We start from the raw sequence: 16,451 nt of genomic DNA on the forward strand, positions 1-16,451 counted from the left end.
CGCTGATGGTCCCGTCCCGCCGATGAACAGCAGGCGCAACGGTGCCGACGTCACCACGCGTAGTCTTCCGGCGCGGTCCGGTGGCCCGGGAAGATGTCGTCGAGCCGCTTGAGGGCATCGGCGTCGAGGGTGACATCCAAAGCCCTGATGGCGGCGTCCAACTGCTCCTGCGTGCGCGGACCCACGATCGGCGCGGTTACAGCCGGCTGGTGGAGCAACCAGGCCAAGCCAACGTCGCCGGGCTCGTAGCCAAGGTCGTCGGCGAGGTCCTCGTACTGGCGGATCTGGTCTTCATGCTTCTTCAGGGTCTCCGCCGCGCGGCCCTCAAGGCGACGGACGCCGTCGCGTTCCTTCTTCAGCACCCCGCCCAAGAGCCCGCCGTGAAGCGGCGACCACGGGATGAGGCCGAGGCCGTACTGCTGGGCGGCCGGGATGACTTCCAGTTCGACATTGCGGGTGAGCAGGTTGTAGATGGACTGCTCGCTCACGAGTCCGTTGTAGTTGCGCCGCGCGGCAGCCTCCTGGGCCTGGGCGATGTGCCAGCCAGCGAAGTTGCTGCTTCCGGAATACAGGATCTTGCCCTGCTGGACCGCTACCTCGATGGCCTGCCAGATCTCGTCCCACGGCGTGTTCCGGTCCACGTGGTGGAACTGGTAGACGTCGATGTAGTCGGTCTGCAGGCGCTTGAGGCTGGCGTCCAAGGCGCGCCGGATGTTGAGGGCGGAGAGCTTGGACTCGTTGGGGCGGTCAGTCATGGTTCCGTAGAGCTTGGTGGCGAGGACGACGCGCTCGCGGCGCTCGCCGCCCTTGGCGAACCAGCGGCCCAGGATTTCCTCGGTCCAACCCCGGTTGTCGTGGCCGCCGTAGACGTTGGCGGTGTCGAAGAAGTTGATGCCCGAGTCCAGTGCGGAGTCCATGATGGAGTGCGCTGCGGATTCCTCCGTCTGCGGGCCGAAGTTCATGGTTCCGAGGCACAAGCGGGAGACGCTGAGCCCTGAGCGGCCCAAGTGGGTGTACTGCATGGTTTTGGGTTCCTTACGCTGGTGGTTTCTACATTTGGCTGAAGGACGCGACGGCGGGGTCCGCGCCGAGGCGCGTACCGGCGTCGAGCGCGCTGATGGCTGCCAGTTCGTCCGGGGTGAGCTGCAGCGCCGCCGCCGCGAGGTTCTGGCGGATCCGCTCGGGGTGGACGGACTTGGGGATGACGATGTTGCCGGTTCCGAGGTGCCAGGCCAGCACGATCTGTGCGGGGGTGACACCGTGCGTTTCGGCAAGTTCGGTGACCGTTGGCGACCCCAGGTCCGCTCCTTGCCCCAGCGGGCTATACGCCTCGACGGCGATTCCGTGCGAGCGGCTCTTCGCCGCCAGTTCCCGCTGTTGGAAGGTCGGGTGCAGTTCGATCTGGTTGACGGCGGGAACGACGTCGGCGAACTCCAGGAGCGTGTCGAGATGATCCTGCAGGAAGTTGGAGACGCCGATTGCCCTGGTGCCGCCGTCGGCATGGATCCTTTCGAGTGCCTTCCACGCATCCACGAACAAGCCTTGAGACGGGACAGGCCAGTGGATCAGGTAGAGATCGATGACGTCGAGGCCGAGTTCGCGGCAGCTGTTGTTGAATGCCGCCGCCGCCCGTCCCTGTTCGCCGTTGCGGAGTTTGGTGGTGATGAAGAGTTCTTCCCGGGCGATGCCGGAAGCCTTGATTGCGGCGCCGACGCCGGACTCGTTCCGGTAGGCCGCGGCGGTGTCGATGTGCCGGTAACCGGCCTCCAGAGCGTCCTCCACGGCCTTCTGGGTCTCGGCAGGCGGGACCTGGAAGACGCCGAAGCCGAGCTGGGGGATGGTGACCGAGTTGTTCAGGACGAGCCCGGGAACGGTGGAATTCTGAGCGTTGGACATGTCTTGCCCTTTCGTCACTGGTGGGTGGATTGCCTGACTGGCTTTTTCGAGCCTATGCACTTTCGGCACAACAATCAGTAGTTTTGACGCCCCCTGTTTTTCCTAGGACTCGGAGTCCTACCTTGGCCGTAGAAACAAGCCCTGAGGGAAGGAAGAATAGGCACATGGGTCAAAGTGCCGAGTTCGGAAAGTTCCTCAAAGCCATGCGTGCCCGGATGTCGCCCGAGGACGCCGGTTTGCCGGAAGCGTCCGGCGCGCGCCGCGTTCCAGGACTGCGCAGGGAAGAGATTGCCCGCTTGGCCGATGTCAGCACGGACTACTACACCCGCCTCGAACAGGGCAGGCATATCCATCCTTCGCGGGCGGTCCTCGAATCGGTGTCGCGGGCTCTTCGTCTGGACTCAAGCGAGCACACCCACATGATGGACCTGCTTGAGCACTGCGCGTCGACTGCCAAGGCGCCGACTCCCGCACCACGGGTGCGGCCGGCCTTGCGCCAACTTCTGGACGCCGTGGGCGACGTTCCGGCGCTCCTGCTTGGCCGGCGCAGCGACGTGCTCGGAGCCAATCGCATGGCGGTCTTGCTGTTTGCCGACTTCCCGTCCATGCCTCCCGCCGAGCGGAACCTCACTCGCTGGCTGATCCTGGACCCGCAGGCACGCGAACTGTTCCGGGACTGGAAGACGGTTGCCGCGGAAGCCGCCGGCTCCCTGCGTGCGGATACCGGGCGGCACCCCGACGATCCACAAGCGAACCAGCTCGTGGGCGAACTCGCCGTGAACAGCGAACATTTCCGCCAATGGTGGGCAGGGCATCGAGTGGCCGCGCGCTCGGCCGGCACGGTCCGCTTGCACCACCCCACGGTGGGGGACGTGGAACTGAACTTCGAGAATTTGGCCCTGCCGGAGGACCCGGACCAGGTCCTGCGGGTCTATTCAGCGAAGGCGGGTTCGCCGTCGGACGATGCCTTGAAGTTGCTGGGCAGCTTTGGTGCGGGAACGGCGTTTGGTGCCGGAACGACGTTTGCTGCCGGAACGGCGTTTGCTGCCGGAACGGCGCCGGGCGCGGAGTTGTCCGAGCGTCATGCGATGGACGAGAGCTGAGGGAGTTTCAGCCAAAAGTGCTCCACGTCACTGTGCTGCTGCATAGTGAATCAGCGTGATTCTGTCTATGTGCCCATTGGGCGGCTTTTGAATCGCGTTTACGCTGAATCCAGACCTTTTCGCATATCAAGGATGGAATTCAACGATGAAACGCATCGCGCTGCTGAGGGAACGGGCAACCACCGCCGGGTCCGCGGGATCCACGGGCTCGCATTGCCCGGCATCCGGTCAGTGGAGCCCCGAAAGTGAACCCCACGTGGTGCACACGTTCTTCGAAGGCCACGTCTTCCCGGCCCATAACGGTGCGGCAACGGTCTGGCACCGCCAGTACCTGGTAGCCGAGTCCCGATGAGTCCCGAAACCTTGGGGGCGTGGGGCCCAAGCCACTTCACGACGTCGGCGCAACGGCCCGCTGGAGCGGCACTTCGCCTGCCGCCGTCGAAATGGTCGGAGCTCAGCCGCGGCGAAACCGTCTGGATCCACGAGGACAAATGGGGCTTCGACGCCGGCCTTGTGGACGAAGTTTCGTCGGACCACGAATTCCTGTGGATCGAATTTGCCGGCCGCGGCCGGCGACTCCTCTGTGGCGGTGACCCCGTCCAAGTCTGGACCCGCGGGTGAGTCCAGCCTCGCAACTGATGGCCGCCAGCCTTTCCACAGAAAGGCTGGCGGCCATCGTCGTTTTGGGGTTTTGGGGGCTTCTTAACGCTCCAGGCGGAATCCGAGCTTGATGGTTACTTGCCAGTCGGCAACGGCGCCCTCGCTAAGATGGCCGCGGATTTCCTTGACCTCGAACCAGTCGAGGTTCCGGAGGGTCTGGCTCGCGGCCGCAATCCCGTTCCTGATGGCGGCGTCGACGCCCTCGGACGAAGTTCCAACAATTTCGGAAACGCTATATGTGTGGTCAGCCATTCTTGCTCCTCATGATCGTCCTTGATGCCTGAACTGCGGGCCTGGCAGGCCGTGAAAGCAGACTAGCCGACGCAGGGCCGGCGGACTAGGGGTCTGGTCCCCTCCGACGCTCGCTCACATATACGGCCCTTTCGGCGGACGCTCGCTCACCTGTACCGCCCTTTCGCCCGACGCTCGCTCACCTATGACGCCAAACGGCGGAACGCTCGCTCACTGATGTGGCCAGGATCATCGGCAGCAAAACTGTGGGTGAGATGGCAGTGGCAGCAGCGTGCAACGCCTCCTCATTTCCCCCGTACCCCCAGAGCGCGAAAAAGGTGGAAATTCCATGCTCAGCGGCTCCCGCGACGTCATAACTTCTGTCGCCGACCATTGCCGGGTTGGAGATATCGATGCCCAGGGAGGCAAGGCGGAGCAGTGCTTCACCGATGACTTCCGCCTTGGTCGCCCGTCTTTCAACGTCCGATGCCCCGCATATGGTGATGAAGTTGCTTTCGATTCCAAAGCGTCGTGCGAGTCGTAGTGCTTGATCTTCCACTTTGGACGTGGCAACAGCCATGGGGATACCGGCTGAGCGTAGTTGCTCCAGCAGTTCTGTGACTCCTTCGTAGAGGCTCGATTGCTCAGCGCCGTGATCCGCGTATGCCTTGCGATAGTGTTGGAGGGCTCTCTGGGCAGTCGCTTCGTCAATCCCGGAGACTGCCCTGAACGATTCGACCATCGGTGGCCCGACAAACCTGAGTAGTTCGTCCGGCCTCGGGACCGGCGCTCCCACGGATTCCAAAGCCCGGGCAGCACTTGAGGTAACACCTCGGGCAGAGTCGATAAGTGTTCCGTCCATGTCGAACAGGACGCAGGTGATGGCGCCGAACGTTGGATGGCTGTGATGCGGAAGTATCATCTTTTCTGGAGCTTTCGGTTGTGGATCGGGTTCTGCTTGGGTTGTGCACAGGGATTTACTTTTTGAAGGGTGGGCATGGACCGCGTGAGTCTCGATCACATAGACCAGAGGATCCTTGCGGAGCTCACCAAAAACGCACGCATTAGTCATGCCGAACTGGCGAGCAAAGTCCTGCTTTCAAGGAATGCTGTGCGCCAGCGCGTCGACCGGATGGAACGGCAAGGATACATCCAGGGATATACGCTGGTTGCTGGCCTACCCGGGCAAGGGTCCGTCTCGGCTTTCCTTATGGTCTACCGGAAGGACCGGGTGCGTGGTTCGGATGTCATTGCTGTTTTGCGGTCCATTCCGGAAGTGGTTTTGTGCGACGTCGTCAGCGGGGACTTTGATCTTCTCGTGAGGCTTGAAGCCCGGTCCTTGGAGAGAATCCAAGAGATCTGGGAGCAGATCGCCGCACTTCCGGGCGTCACGGATACCGTGACGGCCATGACGCTTTCCAGTCTTATCCGGCGTGGCGCAGTGCCGACCGCGTGAGGAGTTGGCGATCAGACCGCTGATATGCGGGTACCCCTGACCGGAAGCGCAGCCGATTCAAGCATCGATTGAGCGGTGGCACGGTCCAGGAGGTTCTTGCCGGTAACGACGTCGAGAACGGGTGATCCGTCCCGCAGGGCTTCCTTGGCGACCGCCGCCGCGGCCGCGTAGCCGATGGCCGGAACCAGTGCCGTTGCAAGGCCCACCGAAGCTGCCGTCTGGCGGGCGAGGCGGTCGGTGTTCGCTTCGATGCCTTCCATGCAGTGTGTGCGGAGAACGCGAGCTCCTTGTTTGAGCCATGAAACGGCTTGAAGCAGGACGTGAGCGATGACAGGTTCGAAGGCATTGAGTTGGAGTTGGCCATTGTCTGCGGCCATCGTTACCGCGGTGTCCGCTCCGGCAACCGCGAAAGCGATCTGATTCATGGTCTCGGGGATGACAGGGTTCACCTTTCCGGGCATGATGGACGACCCCGCTTGACGGGGAGGCAAGGTGATCTCGCCAAAGCCATTCTGCGGTCCGCTGGACAGCAATCGGAGGTCACTGCTGATCTTGGATAGCTTGATTGCGGTCCGTTTGAGCATGCCCGACACGTGCATGAAAACTCCGACATCGGACGTCGCCTCAACCAGATCGTTGGCAGGAAGGACGTCGACGCCGGAAACTTCGGAGAGTGCCCGCAGCACCAGTTGCTGATAACCCGGTTCGGCGGTAATGCCGGTGCCGATGGCGGTGGCCCCCAGGCTGCATTCGCGCATCAGATCGGTGGACTCCAGGAGCCGGGAGCGATCTTCCTCCAACGTGGCGGCGAAGGCATTGAACTCCTGCCCCAGGGTCATCGGGACAGCATCCTGAAGCTGGGTCCTACCCATCTTCACGACATCGGCAAATTCGGCACCCTTGTTTCTGGCGGTTTCGGCAAGCTTGCCCAATTCCTGATTGAGTTCCGCGATGGCGAAAATGAGGGCCAGCTTGATGGCGGTTGGATAAGCGTCATTGGTGGATTGGCAACGATTGACATGGTCGATGGGGTGCAGGTGCTGGTAGTCGCCGAGGCGCTGGCCCAGTTTTTCCAGCCCGAGGTTCGCGATCACTTCATTCGCGTTCATATTCGTGCTGGTGCCGGCCCCTCCTTGGATGACGTCAACGCAGAACTGTTCGAGGTGATGCCCTTCCTGGATTTCCCGGCACGATTCGCGGATTGCTGCCGCCTGCCGGGGCGAGAGCACCCCAAGTTCGCAGTTGGCCTGCGCCGCGGCGTTCTTGATCATTGCCAGGGAGCGTACCAAGTGCGGATGCCTGGAGATCGGAATGCCGCTGATGGTGAAGTTTTCCAATGCCCGGGCAGTGTGTGCTCCCCAGTAGGCGTTGGCGGGTACGGGAATGTTCCCGAGCGAATCGGTCTCGATGCGGCTGGTCACGGCTCTATATCCCACGGTTCTTGATGCAGACGACTTTGGGCTGGGTCATCTCTTCGTAAGCAAAATGGACACCTTCCCTGCCGAGGCTTCCGTATTTGGAACCCCCGAACGGCATGCCGTCGAACCGATAGTCCGAGGAATCATTGATCATGACTCCGCCTGCGTCGATCCGGCGCGCGGCGTCCATGGCGTTGCTCAGGGAGTCCGTGAAAATGCCGGCGTGAAGGCTGAATTCGATGGCATTTGCTACTTCAATGGCTTCTTCGAACGTATTGAAAGCATGCAGCATGACAACAGGCCCGAACACTTCTTCCCTCCACAGCCTGCTGTCCGCCGGGACCGCTTCCAGCACAGTCGGCTCAAGCACATTGCCTACCCTCACGTTGCCTGCGAGAAGTGCAGCGCCGTCATGGATGGACTCGTCGAGCTTGGCTTTGAGTTCGTCTAACGCAGCGGGGCTGATCATCGGCCCGACGTCCGTCCGCTCATCCGACGGATCTCCGGATACCAATCGGGCTGTCGCTTCCAGGAAGCGCTGGCGGAAATCGGCGTACAACGGTGTGGCTACAAGGATTCGCTGCACCCCCACGCAGTTCTGGCCAGCGGCCCAGAACGCTCCGGAGACGCAAGATTCCACGGCGTCGTCAATGTCAGCATCGCTCAGGACGATGACAGGTGCGTTTCCGCCCAGGTCCATGGAAAGCTTCTTCAGGCCGGCGGCGCGGGCAATGCTTTCCCCAGTGGAGAACCCGCCGGTAAAGGACACCATTCTCACATCCCGGGACCGGATGATGGTTTCGGCTACCTCCCGATCCCCGTGAACAACAGTCAGGACTTCAGGCGAAAGCCCAGCATCCACGAGGGCGTCCGCGAGGAGTTGGGCCGACAGGGGAGTCAGGGCGGAGGGCTTGAGGACCACTGCGTTGCCTCCGGCAATGGCCGGACCGATCTTGTGCGCCACGAGATTGAGGGGGTCGTTGAAGGGCGTGATCGCTGCAATGATGCCAAGCGGTTCGCGCGAGTACCATCCGGTCCGGTCTTCCGAGCCCTCGTATGAGTCAAAGGGAATGACCTCTCCGGCGTTCCGGCGCGCTTCGGCCGCGGACAGGCGAAGGGTATTGACGGCTCGCAATACTTCCTTTCGGGCCTGGCGGATGGTCTTGCCTGACTCGGCAACAATGGTCCGGGCGAACTCTTCGCTTCGCCGTTCGATGTCGGTGGCAGCAGTGTCGAGGATTTTCCCCCGGGTGTTGCGGGACAGCGCCCGTGCTTTTCGCGCGCCGGCCCGGGCCACTTCGAGCACGGCGTCGGCGGCACAAGCGTCGGTCAGGGGGACCGTGCCGACGATCCTGCCATCGTAGGGGCTCGTCACTTCACGGAATCGTGGCAGCGCTATTTCCGTGGCGCAGAGTGTGGACTCAGACATGTGCGGCCGCCCCTGTCTTTGCTGAGTGGATGGCGATGATGTCTGAGAGCAAGGCGTAGGCGGTCTCCACGCGACCTGCTCCAGGTCCCGATACGGTAACCGGGCCAAGTAGATCGGTATCGAAGGAGACGGCGTTCGTAGCGCCCGAAACGCCGGCAAGTCCGTGGTCAAGGGGCACCGCGACCGGGGCTACACCTGCGGTGACGGTCCCGTCAGGATTCCGCCGTGCCGAACCGACGAGCTTCCAGCGGCGTCCGTTCCGGGATGCCGTTCGGACATCTTCCGCCGTGACCGTCGAGATCCCTTGCCGCCGGACGTCCTTGAGTTCGATGCCCGCGTCAAGCAGTTCGTTGGCGAGGATGAGGACCTTGAGCTGGACATCGTAGCCCTCGATGTCTGCTGCTGGGTTCGCCTCGGCGTAACCGAGTTCCTGTGCCTCGCTGACGGCAGCTTCGAAGTCCAGGCCGGCTTCCATCCGACCGAGCACGTAATTGCTGGTTCCGTTGAGAATGCCTTCGAAACCATTCAACCGGAGTCCTGAAAACATCTTCTTCGCCAAACGGATCACCGGCGTGCCACTCATGACGGCTCCTTCGTATTCGAAGTAGACGCCATTTTGCGCGGCTAGGGAATTCAGTTCGGCCCCACGGAGGGCAACCGGTCCTTTGTTCGTGGTGCAGACGCTCTTGCCCGATTCGAGGGCCCACCGCACATGGGAGACCGCAGGTTCGCCGTCGTCGGGGTTTGTGAAGGTGGCTTCGCAGATGATGTCTGCTGTGCACGAGCGGATGACCGACTCATTGTTGGTGTCCGCGGATCCCCCGTGTTCGGCGAAGGTTTCGCTCCCGCCGCCAAGGCCCAGGGCCATGGAGAGGTCGATACCATCAGGCTGGACCAGGGATCCGAGGCGAAGGTCGGTGATTGCCACGACCCGGAGGCCAAAGCCCAGCCCGGAACGAAGTGCCTCATTGCGTGTTGCGATCAGTTCGGCCAGGGTCCTGTTGACGCCGCCAAAGCCGATCAGGGCAATGTCATAGGTGGTCATGCTGCTCCTTCAGTCAGTTACATCGGTCCTCCAATATTGACCGGATTCCATGTCAGCCAGGGCATGTGATTCCGGCCGAAGAATAGGGCGAATCGACCATCCGCATGGCGATTCGACATCAGCGCCCGCAAGTAACATGCGTGCAACATGTGCATGTCCAAATGTTTTTAATGACCAATTCGACTACGCTGTGTTATCTTCATCACCATCCCCTTGCGCACCTCCGGCAATCCGGATCACCCCTCGACCCCCGAGGTATCACGCGCATTCTTCGCACCGATTCGACCACCAACCTGACCACCGACCCCGGAGGCACCATGGAATCCTCATTACCCGTCGCGCTAGAACCACAGCTCTCATCCCCTCCGTTGTCTGAATCCGGGCTACGCCGGTCCATGGGGCCCAGGCACCTCGTCATGATCGCCATGGGCGGGGTGATCGGCTCCGGACTTTTCTTGAGTTCCGGCTACACGATCTCCCAGGCCGGACCGCTCGGCGCGGTCATCGCCTACCTGATTGGCTCCTTCGTGGTCTACCTGGTAATGGCATGCCTTGGCGAACTTGCCATCGCGTACCCAGTCTCGGGAGCCTTCCACATCTACGCATCGCGGTCGATCGGACCAGCCACGGGATTCACCACGGCGTGGCTCTACTGGCTTTGCTGGGCCGTGGCCATCGGCTCGGAATTCACAGCGGCCGGCCTCCTCATGCAGCGATGGTTTCCAAACATCGACGTGTGGGTCTGGTGTGTCATCTTTGCCGCCGTTCTTTTCGGCCTCAACGCCGTCTCTTCGCGGTTCTTCGGAGAGTCGGAGTTCTGGTTCGCGATCATCAAGGTCGGAGCCATCATCGTCCTGATCGTGCTCGGGGGTGCCGCACTATTTGGTTTCCACCCATTGAGCGAGACCGGCAACCATCCCTTCCTCCTCGAGAACTTCAACACCACCGGGGGTCTCTTCCCCAACGGATTCACTGGCGTTCTGGTCACCGCGCTTGCAGTGTTCTATGCCTTCTCCGGTTCCGAGCTCATCGGCGTAGCGGCAGGCGAAACCGCGGATCCTGCCAAGAGCATTCCGAAGGCCATGCGCAGTACCGTCGTCCGCTTGCTGATCTTCTTCGTCGGGGCCATCGCGGTCATCGCCGCCACCATCCCGTTTGATCAGGTCGGCCTGGACCAGAGCCCGTTCGTGACGGTCTTTTCCTCCATCGGCATCCCGTTTGCCGCCGACGCCATGAATTTCGTCATCATCACCGCGCTCCTTTCCGCCGGCAACAGCGGTCTCTTCTCGTGCGCCCGCATGCTGTACTCTCTCTCGGACGAAGGACATGCCCCTCGCGTGTTGCGAAAGCTGACCCGGCGCGGCATCCCTATGGTTGCGCTCTCCGTGAGCATGGTGGGTGGCCTGGCATCGCTCATCAGCAGCGTGGTTGCGCCCGAGACGGTGTATTTGGCCCTTGTGTCCGTCGCAGGGTTCGCCGTCGTCGGCGTGTGGATGTCCATCGCCGCATCACATTTCTTCCACAGGCGGACTTTCGTCAAGAATGGCGGCAACGTCGCCGCCCTTCCCTATAAGGCCCCGCTGTTTCCCCTAGTTCCGATCCTGGCGTTCTCGCTCTGCTTCATTTCGTTGATCGGTATCGCGTTTGACCCGAACCAGGTAGCCGCCCTCTACTTCGGGGTCCCCTTCGTAGGAGCCTGCTACGCCTTGTTCTATCTCAAGTACGGACGCAAGGCGCGCACGGCCGCGCCGTCTTTGCTGGATCGCTGACCATCGTTCACCCAGCTCTCGGCCGGGGACTGCTGTCCCTGGCCGAGGGCTGTCCGACGGATCGTCAGCCATCCGAGGCATCAGCTGGCCGGGATCATGACCCACTTCCCCAAAGATGACAACCGCCATATCGATAGCTAGCCTGCCCGCACCAAAGTCGGGTATGGCCTCGCCCACACGCTGGACCGGGTCTCAAAGTTGCCAGCGGTGACCGCAGGATACGGCGACGGCTACCGCCGCGCGCTGGCCCGTGGAGGCCATGTGCTCGTCCGTGGCCGGCGTGTCGCCATCGTCGACCTTGTTTCGATGAATTCCATGGTTGTTGACGTAACCGACATCGCTGACGCCTCTCCGGGCGACGAAGTTGTGCTGTTCGGAAAGCAAGGAGCCGAAGAAATCACCGTTGAGGGGGTGGAGACGGCGAACTCGGCAATCCTCGCCGATCTCTACACCGTGTGGGCAGGAGGAAGCCGCGTTCCGGTCAACGGGGACGTGTGAGAATAGGGCCTGATGAAGCTCGGAAGGAGCATTGACAATGGATTCTTCCTCGGAAGCGTCGTCCATGGCACAAGGACTTCGTATTGTGCGCTTGGTCGCGGACCGGGAGAAGTGGGGCCGGCGGCTCCTCGGCGTCTCCCAGCTCGCCTCCGAGCTGGACATGGAGCAAAGCCGCGTATCCCGGCTGACCCAGGAATTGTGTGATCTGGGACTTCTCGAAAGGGTCGAACGCGGTCCGTTCCGGACAGGCCCGCAATTTTTCGGCCTCGCGGCGTCGCTTAATACTGGCTGGGTTCGCCAATCAAGAACCGAGTTGGAGGCGCTGGTGGCCACGCTTGGCCTCCGATCCAGGGTTTCTGTCCGCGAGGGCTTCCGGGTAATTCTTCTGCGCGCATCTAGCAATGACGCGCTCCCTGGCAGCTTCGTCAAACCTGGAATGGTGACGCCGACATGGTGCACGGGATCAGGCCGGGCACTCTTGTGGGATCACGAGCAGGCCGCGATTCAGGATCTCCTCAAGGACGCCAACTTCATCGGTGTCGGCGGTCCGGGCGCGGCCCACTCGACCGAGGAGGTCTGCGAGCTGATGGACAGGGACCGGAACCGGGGCTTCATAGTGGCGGCCGAAGAATTCGAACATGGCGTCTACGAATTGGCCGTTCCTGTCCGTGACCCGGAAGGAGCGATTCTTGCTTCACTTAGTGTTCTGGGCAACCGGCCCCAGATCGAGCCCAGGGCCGGGAAAATCGCGAAGGTTCTCACGGAAGCCGCCGCGCGGCTCGGATCATGCGGTCGCAGTACTCGGGACAATACGGGAGGAAGGGGCCTTGCGAGCTAGGCCAGCGCCTGCGGCAGTCCCTGACCCATCGTCGATTCGAGCCACTTTCCCCACGACACGAGAGCCGAGGCGCAGAGTTCCCGCCGCGCTGCCAGCCGTGTCTTAGGACCCACGACCTGCAGGGCAGCCACCACTTCGCGTTTGAAATCCCGTACGGGAACGGCTAGGGAATACAAGCCTGGTTCTGCTTCCTCATCCACGATGGAATACCCCCGCCCCCTAGCCTCATGCAGCCGCGTCAGGAAGTCCTCGACATTGACCGGAGTATTGGGGCCGTGGCGAACAAATGCAGAGGACGCGAAAACGGTTCGGACCTCGGCGTCGGACGCCTCCCACAGCAATGCCTGGCCGGCGTCGCTGCAGTAGGCCGGGTAAGGCCGGCCCAACCACGAACCGACCATGTTGCTGCTCGCCGGAATACGCTCACCGACCGTCACCGTGCTGTCACCGCTCAGCACTCCGAGGAAGCATCCTTCGTTCGTTTCGCCGGCAAGGCCCTCCAGGGCAGTGATCCCGTCCGTCTGCAGCCGTTGTTCGGTCAAAAGCTGGGCGTCGGTAAAAAGTGACCAGTTCAGGTTGTAGGACCGCCGCTCGGCGCGTTCCAGGAACCCTTCTTGTTCCGCGACTCGCAGGCTCCGCGAGACCTGGCTGCGATCCTTGCCTAAATCGGCTGCAATATCGGCGACCGTGCCGCCGGCGAGGCCTTCGGCGTTACGGGAGCCGACTGCAAGGACAGCCATGATTCCCCGTCCCATGCTGGATGTCTTAGGCATGGATCTGATTCTAGCCACCGGACGGGCGTGACTCAGTGGATAGCAAACACCCGGGCGGGAAAGCCGCTGCCCTCAAGGGGTTTTGGCCACGTCGCAACCAGGGCGGCACCCTTTTCCGGAAGACCATCCAGGTTCGCCAATAGCTCGATCTGCCAACGGTTCTGTCCCAGCACGTATGTCTCCAGCCTGAAGTCCTTGCGGGAAGTGGCCAGCCCCGGGTCCGTGTCTGTCTGTTCATGACCTACAGCCGCAATCGACCGTCGTTCAATCAGGAAGGTGAGGGCCTCCTGCGACCAGCCCGGACTGTGACTGATGCCTTCGTCGTCCCTGTTCGCCATGGCGTCGGCATCGGGCCAACGTCGGCTCCAGCCTGTCCGCAGTGCCACAAAGCTACCCGTCGGGACAGTGCCGTTTCGGGTTTCCCATGCGTGGATGTCCGCCACCGTGGGGGTGGCATCGGGATCAGCCTTGACCCGTTCTGAAATGTCCAGGATGACCAGCGGAAGGATCATGTCCCCTACCGGGATCTGATCCAAAGACCGGCCGCCGCGGATGAAATGTGAGGGGGGATCAACGTGTGTTCCCCATTGCCCGATGATCGAATAGCGGTGCGCGGTGAATCCGTCGCCATTCTCCAGATCGAACACGGCTTCCCTGATCTCGTCGGGGAAAGCGGGGAAGTGCGGTTGGCCTGGGTGGAATGCATGCGTCAAATCGGCGAACGTCCTGCCCGCTATGAGGGGCTGGAGCCCGTCCCAAAAATCCGTCGTGGCGTTGTCGGTCATGATGCGACCCCGCTCTCGCGGGCCTCTGCCAGTGCGGTGGATGAGACGCTCACGACGCCGGATAGCTCTATGACAGGGACTTCCCAAGGTGGATCTCCACAAGGTGACGCATGAACCGATCCACCCGCTCGTCGTCCAGGGCGGCATCGAAGTATGTCGTGAAGACAAAGGTCGGCGAAATGGTCCGCTGGCCCACTTGCCCCAAGGTGGGGTTGGCGCCTTCAGCCACGGTGAATCCTTCGAATCCCACGCCGGACTCGAAAACGTGCCTGTAGTTTCCAAAGTCCCCCAACTCCGGGGAGTCCGCCAAGGCCTGAAGCAGTGCCGTAATGCCGTGGTCATTCCGGAACGCACCGGCCTCGCCCTCAGCGAGCCCAGCGAAAGTCTCGGACGCGATAGGCCAATGTACGCGCAGCTTGCGCACTGATTTCATTTCTATCTTCAAGGGGTCCTCTTCCCTGCGCTTGGCGCCGATTGCTTGACTGCCATGGTGGCATAACTGGCCTGATCATTACAAGCATTTTCAAATGCTCATAATGACCAATATAGTGAGAGGGTGGTCACGCTGGACCATCTCGTCCCCACATAGGCACGAATGAAGATCAACTGCTTGGAGCCCCGAACGATGCCCAGTAAGATCACGCTGTCCCGCATGCTCGACGCCGGCTCGAAGCTGACGCTGGACGGCGCACTCGCCACTGAGCTCGAGGCGCGGGGCTGCAATCTGGAGGACCCACTTTGGTCGGCCAAGGTGCTTCTGGAACAACCGCAGCTGATCAAGCAAGTGCACCGCGACTATTTCGATGCAGGAGCCACGGTAGCCATCACTGCGAGCTACCAGGCCACGCCGCGAGGCTTCAGACAGCGCGGCATCGGCGAAGCGGAAGCCTTGGGGCTGGTGGCATTGAGCGTACGCCTGGCCGACGACGCGAGGCGCGAATACTTGGCTGAAAACCCGGAAGCGGGACCCCTGCTGATTGCCGGATCAGTAGGCCCTTATGGCGCCTACCTCGCTGACGGTTCGGAATACCGCGGGGACTACACCCTCAGCCGGATCGAGTTCATGGAATTCCACAGGCCCCGGATCGCGGCGCTGGTGGAGGCGGGAGTGGACCTGCTGGCATGTGAGACGTTGCTTCGGTTTCGGAGACGAAGGCACTGTTGGCACTCGTAGAAGAGTTCAACGTCGAAGCATGGTTCTCCTTCACGCTACGGGACGGGGAGCACATCAGCGACGGCACAACGCTGGCCAACGTCGCAAGGCTCTGTGCAACGCAGCCGCGCGTCGTCGCGATCGGCGTAAATTGCGTGCCTCTGGAACTGGTCTCTCCGTCGCTTCGAGCCCTCCGCAAAGTCACCTCAATCCCGTTGATCGCGTATCCGAATTCCGGCGAATGCTATGACGCTCTAACCAAGACCTGGACGCCCGGCCCGGCCGTGGGCGGTGCTGATGGCAAGCAACCTGCAAGCATTGCGGAAGGAGCCGGCATCTGGCAAGAACTTGGCGCTCGGCTTATTGGAGGGTGCTGCAGGACGACACCGCAGGATATTGCTGGGATCGGTCGATATATGTGAGCGGGCGTTCGCTCACAACCGTTCATATGTGAGCGAGGGTCCGCCCGCGACCGTTGATATGTGAGCGAGGGTCCGCCCGCGACCGTTGATATGTGAGCGAGGGTCCGCCCGCGACCGTTGATATGTGAGCGGGCGTCCGAGAACTCAGGGGGGCGGGGGAGCCGGGCCTGCCTAGGCCTCCAGGACGTATGTCCTGAGATCGTCGAGGGTCTGCTGCATGTGCGCGTCCATGGCCTCGCGGGCCCGGGGGGCGTCGCCGGCTTCGAGGGCTTTGAGGATGGCCCGGTGATGTCCGATCGCGTGCCGCTGGATATCGGGGATTTGCGAGGTCTGGGTGCGCCGGGTTTCCAAGACGCGGTGCAGGGGTTCGAAGAGCACAGCGACGAAGACGTTGCCGGAGGCGTGGAGGATGACATCGTGGAAGCCCAGGTCCGCCTCGACGAACGCGCTCACATCGTTGGAATCGTGGGCCTTCTGCATGGCGGACACGTGAACCTGCAGCTGGTCGATTTCTTCGGGGGAGACCCGTGAGGCGGCCAGTTCGCAGGCACCGGTCTCGAGCATGCGGCGCAGCTCGATGAGCTGGACGGCCGCCGCGGCGTCGTTCTTTCCTTCCGAAGCCGCACGCAGCACAGCTTCGAGGGAAGCCCAGCGGTTCAGTGGGTTGACGAAAGTCCCCCGGCCGCGCTCCACGCTCAGGATTCTCTGGGCCTCGAGGGTCTTCATGGCCTCGCGGACCGTCATGCGGCTGACTTCATGCTTGGCGCTCAGTTCGAGTTCGCCGGGAACCACTGTGCCCGGCGGAAATTCGCCCGCGACGATGCGGTCCAGCAGCTCGTCAGCGACGACGCCGACCAGCGACTTGCGTGCCATGGTGCTCCGTTCCTAGATGTCTGACATCTTACGCTGGCGGGTGCCGGCTTTCGTTCCAAAACGCGCCGAGCGCGCGGGCGCAAGCACGCGGCTGCTCCCAAT

General features: G+C 62.2%; 17 protein-coding genes and 2 pseudogenes. 8 read left to right on the forward strand and 11 right to left on the reverse strand.

From position 1 onward, the window contains the following. Positions 1–50: 50 nt before the first annotated feature. Both AHiyo1_RS09215 and AHiyo1_RS09220 read right to left on the reverse strand, forming a co-directional pair. On the reverse strand, positions 51–1,022 hold the full coding sequence (locus AHiyo1_RS09215) for an aldo/keto reductase (RefSeq protein WP_059388364.1): 972 nt from the start codon (positions 1,020–1,022) through the stop codon (positions 51–53). Between the two features lie 28 nt (positions 1,023–1,050). Further along, positions 1,051–1,896, reverse strand: a complete 846-nt coding sequence (locus AHiyo1_RS09220; RefSeq protein ID WP_059388365.1) for an aldo/keto reductase — start codon at positions 1,894–1,896, stop codon at positions 1,051–1,053. A gap of 164 nt (positions 1,897–2,060) precedes the next feature. Here AHiyo1_RS09220 and AHiyo1_RS09225 point away from each other — a divergent pair, with 164 nt between their 5' ends. The 3 genes from AHiyo1_RS09225 (at position 2,061) to AHiyo1_RS09235 (ending at position 3,620) form a co-directional block, all read left to right on the forward strand. Beyond that, positions 2,061–2,999, forward strand: coding sequence for a helix-turn-helix transcriptional regulator (locus AHiyo1_RS09225; RefSeq protein WP_059388366.1), 939 nt, complete (start codon positions 2,061–2,063; stop codon positions 2,997–2,999). Positions 3,000–3,144: 145 nt separating this feature from the next. Then, the gene (locus AHiyo1_RS09230) at positions 3,145–3,351 is read left to right on the forward strand and encodes a hypothetical protein (protein ID WP_059388367.1); all 207 of its coding nucleotides are present in this window, start codon (positions 3,145–3,147) and stop codon (positions 3,349–3,351) included. After that, positions 3,348–3,620, forward strand: a complete 273-nt coding sequence (locus AHiyo1_RS09235) for a hypothetical protein (protein ID WP_059388368.1) — start codon at positions 3,348–3,350, stop codon at positions 3,618–3,620. The genes AHiyo1_RS09230 and AHiyo1_RS09235 overlap by 4 nt, the downstream gene beginning before the upstream one ends. 81 nt (positions 3,621–3,701) lie before the next feature. Here AHiyo1_RS09235 and AHiyo1_RS09240 read toward each other — a convergent pair whose 3' ends face one another. After that, positions 3,702–3,911 (reverse strand): dodecin, encoded by a 210-nt coding sequence (locus tag AHiyo1_RS09240; RefSeq protein WP_059388369.1) that lies wholly within the window; start codon positions 3,909–3,911, stop codon positions 3,702–3,704. 178 nt (positions 3,912–4,089) lie between these two features. Next, positions 4,090–4,812 carry an HAD hydrolase-like protein gene (locus tag AHiyo1_RS09245; protein WP_059388370.1) on the reverse strand — a complete coding sequence of 241 codons (723 nt, stop codon included), beginning with the start codon at positions 4,810–4,812 and terminating at the stop codon, positions 4,090–4,092. A gap of 75 nt (positions 4,813–4,887) precedes the next feature. Between AHiyo1_RS09245 and AHiyo1_RS09250 the strand changes: the two genes are divergently transcribed. Continuing rightward, complete coding sequence (locus tag AHiyo1_RS09250) at positions 4,888–5,346, forward strand: Lrp/AsnC family transcriptional regulator (protein ID WP_059388371.1); 459 nt, start codon at positions 4,888–4,890, stop codon at positions 5,344–5,346. 11 nt (positions 5,347–5,357) lie between these two features. On the opposite strand, the gene AHiyo1_RS09255 is transcribed toward AHiyo1_RS09250, so the two are convergent. Genes AHiyo1_RS09255 through AHiyo1_RS09265 form a run of 3 tightly spaced genes read right to left on the reverse strand, consistent with a single transcriptional unit; the run spans position 5,358 to position 9,238 of the window. After that, positions 5,358–6,767 (reverse strand): aspartate ammonia-lyase, encoded by a 1,410-nt coding sequence (locus AHiyo1_RS09255; RefSeq protein WP_059388372.1) that lies wholly within the window; start codon positions 6,765–6,767, stop codon positions 5,358–5,360. Between the two features lie 4 nt (positions 6,768–6,771). Next, entirely contained in the window at positions 6,772–8,193 is a 1,422-nt protein-coding gene (locus tag AHiyo1_RS09260) for an aldehyde dehydrogenase family protein (protein ID WP_059388373.1), read from the reverse strand. Beyond that, positions 8,186–9,238 (reverse strand): homoserine dehydrogenase, encoded by a 1,053-nt coding sequence (locus AHiyo1_RS09265; RefSeq protein ID WP_059388374.1) that lies wholly within the window; start codon positions 9,236–9,238, stop codon positions 8,186–8,188. Before AHiyo1_RS09265 ends, AHiyo1_RS09260 begins: the two co-directional genes overlap by 8 nt. Positions 9,239–9,555: 317 nt before the next feature. Between AHiyo1_RS09265 and AHiyo1_RS09270 the strand changes: the two genes are divergently transcribed. The 3 genes and pseudogenes from AHiyo1_RS09270 to AHiyo1_RS09280 all read left to right on the forward strand — a co-directional run bounded on the left by AHiyo1_RS09270 (position 9,556) and on the right by AHiyo1_RS09280 (position 12,343). Further along, complete coding sequence (locus AHiyo1_RS09270) at positions 9,556–11,007, forward strand: amino acid permease (RefSeq protein ID WP_059388375.1); 1,452 nt, start codon at positions 9,556–9,558, stop codon at positions 11,005–11,007. A 156-nt stretch (positions 11,008–11,163) separates the two neighbouring features. Continuing rightward, positions 11,164–11,505 (forward strand): annotated as a pseudogene (locus tag AHiyo1_RS09275) (alanine racemase C-terminal domain-containing protein); the annotation flags it as partial. A gap of 37 nt (positions 11,506–11,542) precedes the next feature. After that, complete coding sequence (locus AHiyo1_RS09280) at positions 11,543–12,343, forward strand: IclR family transcriptional regulator (protein WP_059388377.1); 801 nt, start codon at positions 11,543–11,545, stop codon at positions 12,341–12,343. Here AHiyo1_RS09280 and AHiyo1_RS09285 read toward each other — a convergent pair. From AHiyo1_RS09285 to AHiyo1_RS09295, 3 genes are all read right to left on the reverse strand, one after another. Continuing rightward, entirely contained in the window at positions 12,340–13,116 is a 777-nt protein-coding gene (locus AHiyo1_RS09285) for an IclR family transcriptional regulator (RefSeq protein WP_059388378.1), read from the reverse strand. The genes AHiyo1_RS09280 and AHiyo1_RS09285 overlap by 4 nt on opposite strands. A gap of 32 nt (positions 13,117–13,148) precedes the next feature. After that, the gene (locus AHiyo1_RS09290; RefSeq protein WP_059388379.1) at positions 13,149–13,901 is read right to left on the reverse strand and encodes a cyclase family protein; all 753 of its coding nucleotides are present in this window, start codon (positions 13,899–13,901) and stop codon (positions 13,149–13,151) included. Between the two features lie 67 nt (positions 13,902–13,968). Continuing rightward, positions 13,969–14,334: a hypothetical protein gene (locus tag AHiyo1_RS09295; RefSeq protein ID WP_340639305.1), complete on the reverse strand. Its 366-nt coding sequence runs from the start codon at positions 14,332–14,334 to the stop codon at positions 13,969–13,971. A 192-nt stretch (positions 14,335–14,526) separates the two neighbouring features. Between AHiyo1_RS09295 and mmuM the strand changes: the two are divergent. After that, a pseudogene (gene mmuM / locus AHiyo1_RS09300) lies at positions 14,527–15,476 on the forward strand (homocysteine S-methyltransferase). A gap of 171 nt (positions 15,477–15,647) precedes the next feature. On the opposite strand, the gene AHiyo1_RS09305 reads toward mmuM, so the two are convergent. Beyond that, a complete protein-coding gene (locus AHiyo1_RS09305; RefSeq protein WP_059388380.1) occupies positions 15,648–16,349 on the reverse strand; it encodes a FadR/GntR family transcriptional regulator in 702 nt (233 codons plus the stop codon). Positions 16,350–16,451 lie beyond the last annotated feature (102 nt).

Source organism: Arthrobacter sp. Hiyo1 (genome assembly GCF_001263615.2).
Classification (GTDB): domain Bacteria; phylum Actinomycetota; class Actinomycetes; order Actinomycetales; family Micrococcaceae; genus Arthrobacter.